Below are 14,228 nucleotides of genomic sequence, written 5' to 3' on the forward strand. Positions count from 1 at the left end.
ATGAAATCACTGAAGCTCATCGGTCTGGCATTCGGCGCTTCGATCGCGCTGTCGAGCGCGGCGTTCGCGCAGGATGTCAACATCGCAGTCGCAGGTCCGATGACCGGCGGCGAGTCCGCCTTCGGCCGCCAGATGAAGAACGGCGCCGAGATGGCCGTGGCTGATATCAACGCCGCCGGCGGCGTCAACGGCAAGAAGCTCGCGCTCTCTGTCGAGGACGATGCCTGCGATCCCAAGCAGGCGCGCTCGGTCGCCGAGAAGATCGCCAGTGCCAAGATGCCGTTCGTCGCCGGGCACTATTGCTCGTCGTCGTCGATCCCGGCTTCGGAGGCCTATGCCGACGGCAACGTGCTCCAGATCACCCCCGCCTCCACCAATCCGAAGTTCACCGATAGCGGACTGTGGAACGTGGCGCGCGTCTGCGGCCGCGACGACCAGCAGGGCCTGGTCGCCGCCCAGTACATCGCCAAGAACTACAAGGGCAAGAACATCGCCATCCTCAACGACAAGACCACCTACGGCAAGGGTCTTGCGGATGAAACCAAGAAGGCGCTGAACAAGGCCGGCGTTACCGAGAAGATGTACGAGTCCTACAACAAGGGCGACAAGGACTTCAACGCGATCGTCTCGCGGCTGAAGCGCGACAACATCGATCTCGTCTATGTCGGCGGCTACCACCAGGAGAGCGGCCTCATCCTTCGCCAGATGCGCGACCAGGGCCTCAAGACCGTGCTGATGGCCGGCGACGCGCTCGCCGACAAGGAATACGCCTCCATCACCGGCCCGGCCGGCGAAGGCACGCTGTTCACCTTCGGCCCCGATCCGCGCAACAAGCCGACCGCGAAGAAGATCGTCGACGCCTTCAAGGCCAAGAACATCGACCCCGAGGGCTACACGCTCTACACCTATGCGGCGATGCAAGTCTGGTCGCAGGCGGCCAAGAAGGCCGGCACCACCGACGCCAAGAAGGTCATGGCGGCCATCAAGGCCGGCAAGTGGGACACCGTGATCGGGCCGATCGAGTATGACGCCAAGGGCGACATCAAGCAGCTCGACTACGTCGTCTACAAATGGGACGCCAAGGGCGGCTACGCCGCGATCAGCGGCAACGGCACCTGAGCGCACTTGCCGGGCCCGAAGGCCTCCTCCAATCATCATCGCGCCCCGGGTTACCCCGGGGCGTTGCTTCCTGCGGCAAGGTCAGACGGCTGCGGGCAGTTCGCCGTCCGCCGCGGCCTGGGCCCTCCGCAGCGCTTGCAGAAGATCGTTCGGCCGAAATGGCTTTTGCAGGCAGACCACGTTGGCGAGGTGGGGCGATTGTTCCATGAAGTCCAGCGCGGTCATCCCCGACACGGCAATGACCGGGAGGCGCGGTGCAAGCTCGCGCAGAGTCGAGATGACCTCGACGCCGCTGGTGTCGCCGAGGAAAATGTCCACGATGGCCGCGTCGAAGGAGGCCGCGCTGAACGCTTTCACCCCTGCCGCGCCGCTGTCGGCCTCGACGACCTCGTAACGGTTGACGCGCAGCACGATCGCGACCATCGCACGGACGTCCTTCTGGTCGTCGATGATGAGAACGCGGGCCATAGGGAACAACTCCCGGATCCTGAAATCAAAATGCCTGATTCAAACCTGGAACCCATAGCAGTGGGAGGCATTATGGCACCGTCCAGTAAAGCGCATCTTACCCGATCCCTAGTGCGCGTTCCCAACAAGATTAAGTAAGCTGTAACCTTCGGTTGAGTCGCGGTGGGTTTTGTCATGATGCGTGCCCAGAACCAGCTACCATGGACGGAATTTCATTGGGCCAAATGAGACTGGCGAAGATGCTCAAGACCGATTCGCGAGAGCTGGACCTGTCCGCGACGACCGAGCGAAACACATTCCTGTCGACCTTGCCGGCCACCGCGTCGGACCGCACCGCAGCATTGGCGATCGTCGGCGTCGCCTCGATCCTGTTCGCACTGGCCGTACCGTTCGCAGGTATCCCGCTGCTGCCTGTGCCAGCCTTCGTCGCGAGCTATCAATCCGCCCTCGCCGCCGCGGACATCATCACCGCGCTCCTTCTGCTGTCGCAGTTTGCGGTGCTCCGGACCCGCGCACTACTCGTGCTAGCAACGGGCTATCTGTTCACTGCCGCGGCGGCCACATGCCATGCCCTCACCTTCCCGGGACTTTTCTCGCCGACGGGGTTGCTGCGTGCCGATCAGCAGACCGCGGTCTGGCTCTACATGATCTGGCACGGCGGCTTCCCGCTCTGCGTGCTGGCCTATGCCTGGCTGAAGGAGGCCGACGGCGGCACCAGGATCTCAGGCTCGGCAAGCAAGGCGATCTGCGCCAGCGCGCTCGGCGTCGTTGCGGTCACGATCGTCTTGACCTGGATCGTCACTGCCCAGCACGATCTGCTGCCGGTCCTGCTGCGCGATGGCCGTTATACGCAGCTCATGATCGGCGTGGTGTCCTTCGTTTGGTCCCTGAGCTTCGCTGCACTGGTCTCGCTGTGGTTCCGGCGTCCGCATTCGATCATCGACGTCTGGCTCATGGTCGTGATGTGCGCCTGGCTGTTCGACATCGCGCTGTCGGCGATCGTCAACGTCGCGCGCTTCGATCTCGGCTTCTACGCCGGCCGCTTCTACGGCCTCTGCGCAGCTACCTTCGTGCTTGCGGTGCTTCTGATCGAAAATGTCCGCCTCCAGGCCCACACGGTGGGCCTGGTCGGCAGGCTGCGCCAGCAGTCGGCATTGGATCGCGACTACTACGGCAAGCGCCTTGCCCTGTACGGCGCCGTCGTCGAATCCGCCAATGACGCCATCATCACGAAGACGCTCGACGGTGTCATCACCGGCTGGAACAAGGCCGCCGAACATCTGTTCGGCTATGCCGCCACGGAGGCCATCGGCAAGCCGATCGACATCATTGTGCCGGACGACCGCAAGGCCGAGGTCAGGGGTATCCTGAACCGGGTCGGCGGCAACGAAACGATCGCCCAGCACGAGACGGTCCGCATCCGAAAGGACGGCCGTCGGCTCGACGTCGTGCTCAATATTTTTCCGCTCAAAACAGCTGGCGGAGAGATCATTGGCGCCTCCAAGATCGCCCACGACATCACGGAGGAGAAGCAGTCACGGGAGAAACTGCGCCGCGAGATCGAGGAGCGGCAGCGCATCTTCGAGACCTCGCAGGATCTCATCCTGGTCACCGACGGTTTTGGCAATTTCGTCCAGGTCAGCCCCAGCGTGAAGGATATCCTCGGATTCGGTCCGGAGGACATGGTCGGACACAGCGCAACCGAGTTCATCCATCCCGACGATCTCGACAGGACACGAAGCGAGATGCGCGCGGCGCGGCGCGGCGCCGTCAAGCGCAGTTTCGAGGCGCGCTACTACCACTACGACGGTCACGAGGTCACGCTGAATTGGATGGGCACCTGGTCCGATCCGGTCAAGCGCCATTTCTTCATCGGCCGCGACCTCACCGAGAAGCAGGCGGCCGAGGCGCAGTTCAGGCACGTCCAGAAGATGGATTCCATCGGTCAATTGACCGGCGGTGTCGCGCACGACTTCAACAATGTGCTGACCGTCATCACCGGCACGATCGGCATTTTGGCGGATGCGGTCGCTGACCGTCCCGAACTCGCCGCCATCACCAAGTTGATCGACGATGCGGCCGAACGCGGCGCGCAACTGACCAAGCATCTGCTCGCCTTCGCCCGCAAGCAGCCGCTCCAGCCGCGCGAAATCGACGTCAACGCCCTGACGCTCGAGGCCGCAAAGCTCCTGCATCCCACCCTCGGCGAGCAGATCACCATCCTGCCGCAGCTCACCGAGGATGCATGGCCGGCACTGATCGACCCGGGTCAGCTTTCCACCGCGATCCTCAATCTCGCGCTGAACGCGCGCGATGCCATGCCCGACGGCGGCACGCTGGTGCTGGAGACCCGCAACATCTTCCTCGACGACGGTTATGCCAGCATGAATCCCGACGTGCTGGCCGGCAATTACGTGATGATCGCCGTCAGCGACACCGGCTCCGGAATCCCGCCGGAGTTGATCGACCGGGTGTTCGATCCCTTCTTCACCACCAAGGAGGTCGGCAAGGGCACCGGCCTCGGGCTCAGCATGGTGTTCGGCTTCGTCAAGCAGTCCGGCGGCCACGTCAAGATCTACAGCGAGGAAGGCCACGGCACGAGCGTGAAGATCTACCTGCCGCGCTCGAGCGGCGTGCAGGAGACCGAGTTCGAGGCGCTCCAGAACGCGCCCGTCACCGGTGGCGACGAGAAGATCTTGATCGTCGAGGACGACGCGCTGGTGCGGCAATATGTCGTGACCCAGATCAAGCGCCTCGGTTATGCCGCCCTCGAGGCCGGCAACGCGGCCGAGGCCCTCATCATCATCGACTCCGACAAGGACATCGACCTGCTGTTCACGGACGTCATCATGCCGGGCAACATGAACGGCCGCCAGCTCGCCGATGAGGCGGCGCGCCGGCGCCCCGACCTCAAGACGCTGTTCACTTCGGGCTACACCGAGAACGCCATCGTCCACCACGGCCGGCTCGATTCCGGCGTGCTGCTGCTGGCAAAGCCCTACCGCAAGTCCGAGCTCGCCAAGATGCTCAGGACCGCGCTCGCCGGTTGAGCCTGCGGCATCCCTGCGATATCGCTGAAGCGATCGCCTTTCAGCCTGCGGAGCCGTCTTGAAAAACCTTCTCACCGATATCGCCGGCGTCCGCGTCGGCCATGCCGAGGATGCGAAACTCGCCTCGGGCGCGACCGCGATCATCTTCGACCAACCGGCGGTCGCGGCGATCGACATCCGCGGCGGCGGACCGGGTACCCGCGAGGATGCCCTGCTCGATCTTGCCAGCACGCAAGAACGGGTCGATGCGATCGCGTTGTCCGGCGGCTCCGCCTTCGGGATCGAGACCGGCGGCGGCGTGCAGGCCTGGCTCGCCGAGCAGGGTCGCGGTCTTAATATCCGCGGCGCGGTGATCCCGCTCGTGCCGGGTGCGATCGTGTTCGACCTCCTCAATGGTGGCGACAAGGCCTGGGGGCGCTTCGCGCCCTATCGCGATCTCGGTTACGCCGCGGCCTTGGCCGCAAGCCACGATTTCGCGCTGGGCAGCGTCGGCGCCGGCCTGGGTGCCACCACCGCGACCTTCAAGGGCGGGCTGGGGTCAGCTTCCGCGGTCCTGGCCAACGGCATCAAGGTCGCCGCGATTATCGTCGTCAACGCGGTCGGCAGCGCCACCGTCGGCGACGGGCCGTGGTTCTGGGCAGCGCCATTCGAGGAGAACGGCGAGTTCGGCGGGCGCGGCCTGCCGTCCGCGTTCACACGGGACATGCTGGCGATGCGCATCAAGGGCGGGCTCGCCGCGACCGCGCGCGAAAACACCACGATCGGCCTCGTCGTCACCGACGCGACGCTGACCAAGGCACAGGCCAAGCGGCTTGCAATGATCGCGCATACCGGGTTTGCCCGCGCGATCTATCCGGTGCATGCCCCGACCGACGGCGACGTGCTGTTTGCCGCCGCGACTGGCGAGAAGCCGGTCGAGCCGTTGGTCGGCCTCACCGAACTCGGCACGGTCGCCGCCAACGTGGTCGCGCGCGCGATCGCACGTGGCATTTACAATGCGACAGCACTGCCGTTCGCAGGGGCACTACCGGCGTGGAAGGATCGCTTCGGCGCGTAAGTAGCACTCGCATCTCGCAACACGTCACACGTCATCGCCCGGCGAAGACCGGGCGATCCAGTATTCCAGAGACGATAAATGATTGAACCGAAAGGCCGCGGCGTACTGGATGCCCCGTCTCCGCGGGGCACGACGACGCAATTTGCGGAGGGAGAGCTTCTCGCTCACACGCTCATCGACATGGACGAGCCGGCAGCCGCTGAGGCGCCTTGCCCGTGCCCGCCTTGCCGCTGCATCAACTGCGCAAACAGATCATAAGCCGAATTACCGGAGGCGCTGGGGGCGCCCGGGACCGTTGTCGACATCTTGAAGCCGTCGGTATAGGTGACGGTGGTGGTGGACGAGCCGTCGGCGCCGGTTGTCGTGGTCGAGGTCGAACCGCCGCTCGACTGCGAGGAAGCATCCGAACCGGTGCCGGACGCATCGCCCGCACCTTGCGCGCGATGGTGGCCGTGATGGCCGCTCTTCAGCGCCTTCGACATCTCGTCGAGGCTGACGCTGCCGTCGGAATTCGAATCCAGCTTGGAGAACACGTCGTCGGCCTGCGCCGTGTTGGTGCCGCCGGCACCCAGCGCATTCTCGAATTCGGACTTGGTGATCTTGCCGTCGCCGTCTCCGTCGATCTGCGAAAAAAGGTCCTTCAGCGCGGCGTCACGGCTCGTCGAGGACGTCGACGTGGAGGACGTGGGGTTCGACGAGGTCGAGCTGGCTGTGCTGCTCGTACTGTCAGAGGACTGGCTCTGCGCGGCGAGCAACGCGTTCATCGTCTCCGGCGAGATCTTCGGATATTTGCCCGAATTGACCGAAGAGGTCGCGCCGCTGGTCGTGCTGTTGCTGCCGCTGTCGATCGCGAACGGATTGGTCGCGCCTTTCGAAGACCCCGTCTTCTGGGTCGACGAGGACGATTTCGAATTCGTCAGCGACTGGATCGCGTCGAGCGCACTCGATGCGGCACCAAGGGCAAACAACATCGCAAAAACTCCAACCGATGCGGCATGCCGCGGCCAATGTCCTGGAGGTGACGTCAGCAAGCGCCGTGCCAGCGAAAAAAGCTCAATGAAATCCGCCTTCGCCGCACTTTGCACGGCCCGGGAACACCGGCAATTCATGCCGATCGCGGCAGAAATTTCCGCCCACAGAAAGCTCGCCACCCCTGCATTGCCCGGCTGAGAGGCCCATGTTAGGCGAGTTCATCTTTCACGGCCGCCACGGGAAACCGCGCTATGACCCAAGCCTTCGCCCCCCGCCCCCTGGCAATCGCGCCCTCGATCTTGGCCTCGGATTTCTCCAAGCTTGGCGAGGATGTGCGCGCCGTGGACGCCGCCGGCGCCGACTGGATCCATCTCGACGTGATGGACGGGCACTTCGTTCCGAACATTTCCTATGGCCCCGACATCATCAAGGCGATGCGCCCGCATACGAAGAAAATCTTCGACGCCCATCTGATGATCTCACCGTGCGACCCCTTTCTCGAGGCCTTCGCGAAAGCCGGCTGCGACCACATCACCGTGCATGCGGAGGCAGGTCCGCATCTGCACCGCTCGCTCCAGGCGATCCGCGCGCTCGGCAAGAAGGCCGGCGTTTCGCTCAATCCAGGCACGCCGATCAGCGTGCTCGAATACGTCATCGACCTCGTCGACCTTGTGCTGGTGATGTCGGTCAATCCCGGCTTCGGCGGCCAAGCCTTCATCCCCTCCGCGATCGGCAAGATCCGCGATATCCGCGCGATGACGGCAGGCCGTCCGATCGACATCGAGGTCGATGGCGGCGTCGGTCCCGACGTCGCAGGTCTCCTGGCCGCGGCTGGCGCCAACGCCTTCGTCGCCGGCACGTCCGTGTTCAGGGGCGGCACGCAGGAAGCGTACAAGACCAACATTGCCGCGATCCGCAACGCGGCCGCAGGCGCACGCGGCGAAGCGATCTGAGGCGTCACGCGCTTTCCGCGAATGAGCGGCTTCTACGGATGCTGCGACGCGCAATGCCTAAAATTGCAATCTTGATCCGTACTCCTCCGGGCTTCCCTGATTCGCGCAAATCACCGCTAGTGATTCTTGCCTGTTTTCGCGGGAGCACATCATGACGACGACCCTGGTTTGGACTGGCGTGGCGTTGTGGCTTGGTTTCAGTGCGTTTGTTGTGTTTGGGCCGTCGGCCGGACCGGTGCAGGTCCCGGCATGTTCGTTGCGTACCACCCGTCGCCATTGGATCTGACGCAAGTGCAATTCGCGCTCGTGAAGCGTCAGCCGAAGCGCAGGCGCCGCATTCCGCGGCGCCCGCACCCGGACCTCGATTATTTCTTCGGCCGGCTCGAACGCTCCGAAGGCGAGATGCGCGACGACACCGGGCCCGAAGCGGCGGACCTGGATCACCCGCTCCGGTCGCCGCGCCGGCATTGAATTCTTTTCTGGACCAAGCACATGAAGCCGCACTGCCCGAACTGCCTGAAGGAAATGACCAAGGCATCCGCGTCGCGTAACCTCTTCAACTGCGAGCCCTGCCGCGAGCTCATCCAGTTCTTCGGCGGCAGCGCGGATCACGGCGAGCCCGGCCCCCAGTTCTCCTGGCCGATCCGCCGCAAGCGCTCCGCCCACGCGGCCTGAACCTTCCAGCATCCAGAGCACGGCCCTATCTGGCCTCCTCGCCCGCATCCGCAGCCAGCCGCGGCGGCCGCACCACGGTGACAGTGCAGGCCGCTTCCGAGGCCACCTTGGCCGAGACGCTGCCGAGCAGCGTGCGGCGGAACGAGCTCTGCCGCGCGCCGATGATGAGGTGGTCGACCTGGTTGACCTCGGCGAATTCCAGGAGCGCCGCAGCGGGATCGACCGCTTCCAGCACATGAACCGACAGCCGGCTCTCATCCAGCTTGAGCGGCGTCGCCCAATGCCTCAGCGCCACCAGGCGGTCAATATGCTTGTTGGAGCCCTGCTCGTCGAGCGTCCGATCGATCGCGATCCGGTTGAGCTTGAGCACGTTGACGCAAGCGAGCCGCGCCGACGGCAGCGTCGCGAGAATGCGCTCGGTGGTGACGCGCAGCGCCTCGTTCAGCTCCGGCGCGCCTTCCACCGTCTCGAGCGCAACCGCGAGGATCGGACTCGATGCGATTTGGGCTGCGACATCCGATTTCGCGTGGGGCGCCATGACACCCTGGTTGAACCGGCGGCGCCAGGCGACGCTGAGCGGATCGCGCTTCAGCCGCTCCGAACGCGCGGTGAGCTTGATCTGGTCGGGATGGGCGAGATCGAACGCGAGCTGTGACGCCGTCGGATAGCGCCACACCGGCTCGATCTCGAGGCACCTCAGCACGACCTCCTGGAGCCAGGGCGGATAGTCGGCGCGTAAGCCGCGCGGCGGGTACGGATCGCGCCACAGCCTCCTCCTCATCGCACGCAGCGTCTCGCCCTCGCCAAAGGGACGCTCGCCCGTCGTGAAGAAATAGAGCAGCACGCCGAGCGAAAACAGATCACTGCGCGGATCATCGCGCACGCCTGACAGCCGTTCCGGCGCCATATAGGGCGCAGTGCCGTAAGGCAGGCGGAATTCCTCCTGCAGCAGATCCGGCAGATGGTTGTGGTGCGACAGGCCATAGTCGATCAGCACGGCCTCGCCGCTCTCGCGGAACATGATGCTGCTCGGCTTGATGTCGTGGTGGATCACGTTCTGCCGGTGCAAATCGGCGAGCCCCGTCGCGATCCTGGCGACGAGCCGCCGCGCCTCGTCATACGGCAGCGGCAGGTCGGGCAATCGCTTGTAGAGCGTGGTCCCGGAGATGCGCTCGATCACGACATAAGCCTGGTGGGCGAAATCGCCGGTGCCGAAACATGAAGGTACATGCGGCCCGGCCAGCCGCGGCAGGATCATCATCTCCATCTCGAAGGAGACGATCGCCGCGGGGTCCTCGCCCTCCGACACCCGCGGTATCTTCATCAGCAGCGACACGTCGATGCCGGGATGGGTGACCGTCCACAGCGTCGCCATCCCGCCGGCATGGACGCATTCGCCGATAGTGTAGCCGTCGATCTCTGCGCCTGATTTGACCAGGGGTTTCGGCATCGCCTCTAGCGCCCCTGCGACAGCCGGTCGGCAAGCCAATGCGGCAGGCCGTTCTCGCGGATCCGGTTCGCGGCCGTCTCGACATCGTAGGGCGCGCGGCAATAGGTGATCTGGCAAGAGACCGTGTCGAACAGCACGAAAGCGGCGGATGGATCGCTATCGCGTGGCTGGCCGACCGAGCCGAGCACCGCAAGCCATTGCCGCCCGCGCAGCAGCGGTATGGAGACGTCGGTCTTGGGCACCAGGCCCGTCATCTTCGCCGTCACCGACATCGAATAGATCGCCGGACGGTGGATGTGGCCGCAGAACGTGACATGGGCCGGCGTCGCGATCAGGCTCTTGGCGGCGTCCGCCGTCGATCGGACATAGTGCCAGCTTCGGGGGCTGGAGGCTTCCGAATGCACGAACAGGCGATCGCCGTCCTGCACCAGCATCGGCAATTCCGCCAGGAACCGGCGCTGCGCGGTGTCGAGCCGGCCGCGGGTCCATTCGATCGCGATCTGCGCCTCGGCATTCATCGTCTCGGCCGAGGAATTGACCGCCTGGTCATGGTTACCGCGCACGGCGACGGCGCCTTGGGCAACCAGCTCCATCGCGGTATCCACCACCCATTCCGGATCGGCGCCATAGCCGACGAAGTCGCCGAGCAGGATGAAACGCTCGGCGCCACGCGCCCGCGCGACCTTCAGGCACGCCTCGAACGCCTGCCGGTTGCCATGGATATCCGAGAAGACAGCGAGAAGCACGCACCCTCCACCCCAAATGTCTTGTCGGAAGCCGATAAGGCCAAATTGAGGGACGTCAAGATGCCTCTGCGCGGTTCGGTTTTCCAGGGGGTCCCTGCGGCGAGGGTGAAGGGCCTATTGCTCGTCCTTGGGCGGCATCCGGGGTGGCGGCACAGGGGTGAAACCGGCGCCTTGCGCGCCGGCCTGCGGAGCGCTGAACTCGCCGGTCGAGGAATCGCCGCCGCTCGTCTCCATGATGGTCTTGGGCGTCACATATTCCCGGACCATGTCGATGAGGCTGCCGTCGCCGCCGCCGAAATCGGCGGCGCGGCCGCCTTGCGGATGTCCCAGCGCGATCTCGTTCTCCGCTGCATGGGTCTTGTCGGCCAGCCTGTCGTTGTAGGGGATGCGGAAGGCTCGGGGGATGCCGCTTGGGCGATTGTCCTCATCCAGTTGCTCGACCCACAGATAGATCGAGCCGGGATCGCCCTCCAACGAATGCGGCTCGACGATGCGGGACTTCAGCAGCTTGAAGTTCCCCGGCAGCCGATCGGCGCTGGCCCAGCCGAGCAGCCCGCGCATTTCCGTGAAGCTCACGACATAGAACGCACTGGTCACGACCACCGCGACTGCCTTGAACGACCAGTGCAGCCGCGCATAGACCAGCACGATCAGCAGCAGCGCGCCGATGACGGTGTAGGCTATCGATAGCGTGAGGATGATCGTTTGCAGGCTAGTCACGGCGCACCCTCGCAGCGTTCTTGCTCACACCGGTGCTCGGGTCGAGATCGGCGCCGTTGCGCCAGCCGCTGCGAAAGGTCTCGAGCAGCGATTTCGGCCGCTGGTCCACATTGACCACCTTGCCTTCGGCATCGAGCCGGAACCGCACCGCGGTCTTCTCGTCGCCGGTGTGATCGAGCATGAACTTGTTGTCGAAGACCACCTGCGCCGTCGGATTGAGCTTCTGCACCTTCACATTGGCCTCGACCGGGACGCCGGTCGTCGCCACGAAATGCGATACGTTGACGGTGTATTCGCCGGGAACGATGCCGCGCACCGTGACGATCTCCTCGCGGATCGGCGAGGCGATCTTCTTGCCGTTGACCATGATGAAGTCGTTGGCCCCGCCGCGGTCATCGCGGTCGAGCGTCAGGAAGCCGGCCTCGCGGTGGCGATACCAGGCGATGTTGCCGGCGGGATCCTGCACGAACAGGTCGAGATCGTCGGGATGGCTGTCCGGCCAGTCCAGCGTGATCATGAACTCGGCCTTGGAGTCGATCTTGCCGTCCTTGGCATCCGGCGAGACCGCGAGCAGTGCGAGGAAGAACAGGAACGCGATCACCTGGAGCGCCTTGAACAGCATCACGCCCAGGGGATCGAACGGCTCCTCGCGCGGATAGAGACCAAAGTCATCCATCATGACGGCGTTCCAGCGCCCTTGCGCTCCAGTACCGGCGTCACATAGGTCTCGGTCAGCACCACCGCGTCCGAGAACACCTTCTGGGTCGCGGCGTCCAGCATGTAATATTGGATGCGGACCAGGATCGAGCCGACGAGGCCCGCCAGCGTCGTGTACATCGCGACCGCCATGCCATCGCTCATCAGCCCCATCGAGGATCGCATTGCGACCTTGTCGGCGGCGTCGAGCCCCGCGATCGGCGCCAGCATGATGATGAAGCCGACGATGGTGCCGAGCAGGCCGAGCTTCATCAGCGTATCCGAGACGAAGGCCCCGAAGCCGTTTGACCCGCGCAGGCGATCGGCGAGCGTCCGCAATAACAGCGTCTGGTCGACCGGACGGTAGTCCTGCGCCGTGGCCTTGGTCACGAGACTCTCGATGTGGTCCCGCACCAGCCCGCGCGGCAGCGCGGTCGCGCCGGCGTCCAGCGCCTTGCCGCCCTCGGGCGCCGCGAGCACCGCGCGGCAGCGCCGGGCCGCCGCGCCCTCACGGGCAATTGCCCGCGTGCGCAGGAAGCAGTGACCGCAGGTGAGGACATAGAGCAGCGCGATCACGCTGGAAATGTAGGTGCGGTCCGACGACAACATCAGACGGATCAGGCCGAAGCGCCACAGCAGCACGACGGCGAAGACCGAAAGCCCGGTGAAGATCATCCAGAACAGGAGCGCGCTGCGCTCGGATGGGTCGGTCGCGGTCCTCGCGATCGGTCCAATCGTCATCGAACTCATGCTGCACTGCTCCTGGCCTGCAAAGATTGGCCTACCGCGATTTCCCGCCCATTAGATCAAAGCCGCCGCGCCCGGTCCAAAGAGCCATGCCCAATCCGGCTTGGGAAATTTGCCCGAGCTGCCATCTTGCCGATCCCCGCAATTGGCAAGGCGCGGCGGCGTTGTTAGGCTGACCTTACCAAAGGTTGAGGGTCATCGCATGCGCCTCGTGCTTGAGCTTGTCGCCCGTCTGCTTCTTATCGTCGCGCTCTGCCTTGGAGCGGCGACCGTCTGGGCGACGTTCGACGCCTATCGCAGCGTCGACCGGGCGACTGCGGCCTCGGCGCAGCGGGTCGCGCAGGCGCTTCAGGCGCTGTACTGGCACGAATTCTTGTTGCGTAGCAGCAGAACACGCGAGCAGCTTCTGCCGGTTCCGGAGTGGCGCACGCTGGAGACGATGAAGCTGATCTCGCCCGGCGTCTGCGTCGAGTTCCAGCCGGTCATCGCGTTCGAAAAGCCGCTCTGCGGCCAGAGCGAGGGGCTAGGCAAGACGCCGCCGCGCTGGTTCGCATCGATCGTGCCGACCTTCCTCGGCAGCCACGCCGAAGTGATACGGCCCGTCAGTCCTCGCGCGGCGACCGCCGGAACGGTGGTCGCGACGCCGGATGCCGCGGCCGCCATCTCGCTCGCCTGGGAGTACATCCTCAACGTGATCGACGTCGCGCTTTTGATGGCGGCGGCGATCGCGCTCCTGGCTTCGCTCGCGATCGCGCATGCGCTGGCGCCGGCGCGCACGATCGTGACCGCCTTGCAGCGCATGGCGCGCGGTCAGTATCGCACGAAACTGCCGCGCTTCCGCTCGATGGAGTTGGCGATGATCGGCAACGCCGTCGGCGAGCTCGGCGGCCGGCTGGAGGAAGCGACCGAACAGCGCGCAGCGCTGACGCGGCGCCTGATCGAGATCCGTGACGACGAACGCCGCGCGCTCGCTCGCGAACTGCACGACGAGTTCGGGCAAAATCTCTCGGCCATCCTCGCCTTCGCCAACACCATCGAGACGGCGGGCACGAAGGAAGACAAGGACAACGGCATCGCGCAGGACGCGCGGATGATCTCGCAGGCCACGCATCATCTGATGGCCTCGCTGCGCGACGCGCTGAAGCGCCTGCGCAATCCCCTTCCCGCAGAGCTTGGACTGGAGGCGAGCCTGGTGAATTTGGTGGATAGCTGGCGTTCGCAGAGCGCGGCGCGGCCGACGATCCAGCTCGATCTCAAGGGCGACCTCACCGACATCAGCGGCCCGGCCGCCACCACCGCCTATCGCGTCGCGCAGGAGTGCCTGACCAACGCATTGCGCCACGGCGCGGCACGCGAGATTTCCCTGCGCGTCGAGCGGCGCACGGGCGATGACGATGCATTGCTGATCAGTGTCGAGGACGACGGCGGCGGCGATGCGGTACGCGTGGCGCAGTCGGCCGGCTTCGGCCTCACCGGCATCCGCGAGCGCCTCGCTGCGGCCGGCGGATCATTGTCGATCCTGCCCGCCCATCGCGGCCTCAGCGTCGCTGCCACCATTCCGCTCGCCGCATGAGG

The 14,228-nt window shown here is 65.1% G+C and carries 14 protein-coding genes; 7 read left to right on the forward strand and 7 right to left on the reverse strand.

Annotation, left to right across the window (positions count from 1 at the left end; translation table 11 throughout):
* Entirely contained in the window at positions 1-1,119 is a 1,119-nt protein-coding gene (locus IVA74_RS01080) for a branched-chain amino acid ABC transporter substrate-binding protein (RefSeq protein ID WP_247339034.1), read from the forward strand.
* A gap of 81 nt (positions 1,120-1,200) precedes the next feature.
* Here the strand turns inward: IVA74_RS01080 and IVA74_RS01085 are convergent, their stop codons facing one another.
* On the reverse strand, positions 1,201-1,587 hold the full coding sequence (locus IVA74_RS01085; protein WP_247339044.1) for a response regulator: 387 nt from the start codon (positions 1,585-1,587) through the stop codon (positions 1,201-1,203).
* Between the two features lie 239 nt (positions 1,588-1,826).
* Between IVA74_RS01085 and IVA74_RS01090 the strand changes: the two genes are divergently transcribed.
* A complete protein-coding gene (locus IVA74_RS01090) occupies positions 1,827-4,637 on the forward strand; it encodes a PAS domain S-box protein (RefSeq protein WP_247339057.1) in 2,811 nt (936 codons plus the stop codon).
* Positions 4,638-4,695: 58 nt separating this feature from the next.
* Positions 4,696-5,694 carry a P1 family peptidase gene (locus tag IVA74_RS01095; protein WP_247339059.1) on the forward strand — a complete coding sequence of 333 codons (999 nt, stop codon included), beginning with the start codon at positions 4,696-4,698 and terminating at the stop codon, positions 5,692-5,694.
* A gap of 164 nt (positions 5,695-5,858) precedes the next feature.
* Here the strand turns inward: IVA74_RS01095 and IVA74_RS01100 are convergent, their stop codons facing one another.
* Positions 5,859-6,665, reverse strand: coding sequence for an EF-hand domain-containing protein (locus IVA74_RS01100; protein ID WP_247339061.1), 807 nt, complete (start codon positions 6,663-6,665; stop codon positions 5,859-5,861).
* Positions 6,666-6,917: 252 nt separating this feature from the next.
* On the opposite strand from IVA74_RS01100, the gene rpe reads away from it, so the two are divergent.
* The 3 genes from rpe (at position 6,918) to IVA74_RS01115 (ending at position 8,294) form a co-directional block, all read left to right on the forward strand.
* The gene (gene rpe, locus IVA74_RS01105; protein ID WP_247339073.1) at positions 6,918-7,619 is read left to right on the forward strand and encodes a ribulose-phosphate 3-epimerase; all 702 of its coding nucleotides are present in this window, start codon (positions 6,918-6,920) and stop codon (positions 7,617-7,619) included.
* 249 nt (positions 7,620-7,868) lie between these two features.
* A complete protein-coding gene (locus IVA74_RS01110) occupies positions 7,869-8,090 on the forward strand; it encodes a hypothetical protein (RefSeq protein WP_247339075.1) in 222 nt (73 codons plus the stop codon).
* Between the two features lie 21 nt (positions 8,091-8,111).
* Positions 8,112-8,294 carry a hypothetical protein gene (locus IVA74_RS01115; protein ID WP_247339077.1) on the forward strand — a complete coding sequence of 61 codons (183 nt, stop codon included), beginning with the start codon at positions 8,112-8,114 and terminating at the stop codon, positions 8,292-8,294.
* Positions 8,295-8,319: 25 nt separating this feature from the next.
* Here IVA74_RS01115 and IVA74_RS01120 read toward each other — a convergent pair whose 3' ends face one another.
* From IVA74_RS01120 to IVA74_RS01140, 5 genes are all read right to left on the reverse strand, one after another.
* Positions 8,320-9,744, reverse strand: a complete 1,425-nt coding sequence (locus IVA74_RS01120; RefSeq protein WP_247339078.1) for a bifunctional serine/threonine-protein kinase/universal stress protein — start codon at positions 9,742-9,744, stop codon at positions 8,320-8,322.
* Between the two features lie 5 nt (positions 9,745-9,749).
* Entirely contained in the window at positions 9,750-10,490 is a 741-nt protein-coding gene (locus IVA74_RS01125) for a metallophosphoesterase family protein (protein ID WP_247339079.1), read from the reverse strand.
* A gap of 114 nt (positions 10,491-10,604) precedes the next feature.
* Positions 10,605-11,210 (reverse strand): hypothetical protein, encoded by a 606-nt coding sequence (locus tag IVA74_RS01130; protein ID WP_247339080.1) that lies wholly within the window; start codon positions 11,208-11,210, stop codon positions 10,605-10,607.
* Positions 11,203-11,889 (reverse strand): hypothetical protein, encoded by a 687-nt coding sequence (locus tag IVA74_RS01135; protein ID WP_247339081.1) that lies wholly within the window; start codon positions 11,887-11,889, stop codon positions 11,203-11,205. Before IVA74_RS01135 ends, IVA74_RS01130 begins: the two co-directional genes overlap by 8 nt.
* Complete coding sequence (locus IVA74_RS01140) at positions 11,886-12,656, reverse strand: MotA/TolQ/ExbB proton channel family protein (RefSeq protein ID WP_247339082.1); 771 nt, start codon at positions 12,654-12,656, stop codon at positions 11,886-11,888. Before IVA74_RS01140 ends, IVA74_RS01135 begins: the two co-directional genes overlap by 4 nt.
* Before the next feature lie 199 nt (positions 12,657-12,855).
* On the opposite strand from IVA74_RS01140, the gene IVA74_RS01145 reads away from it, so the two are divergent.
* Positions 12,856-14,226 carry a histidine kinase gene (locus IVA74_RS01145; RefSeq protein WP_247339083.1) on the forward strand — a complete coding sequence of 457 codons (1,371 nt, stop codon included), beginning with the start codon at positions 12,856-12,858 and terminating at the stop codon, positions 14,224-14,226.
* The last annotated feature ends 2 nt before the right edge of the window (positions 14,227-14,228 follow it).

It is taken from the genome of Bradyrhizobium sp. 132, assembly GCF_023074185.1.
Classification (GTDB): Bacteria; Pseudomonadota; Alphaproteobacteria; order Rhizobiales; family Xanthobacteraceae; genus Bradyrhizobium.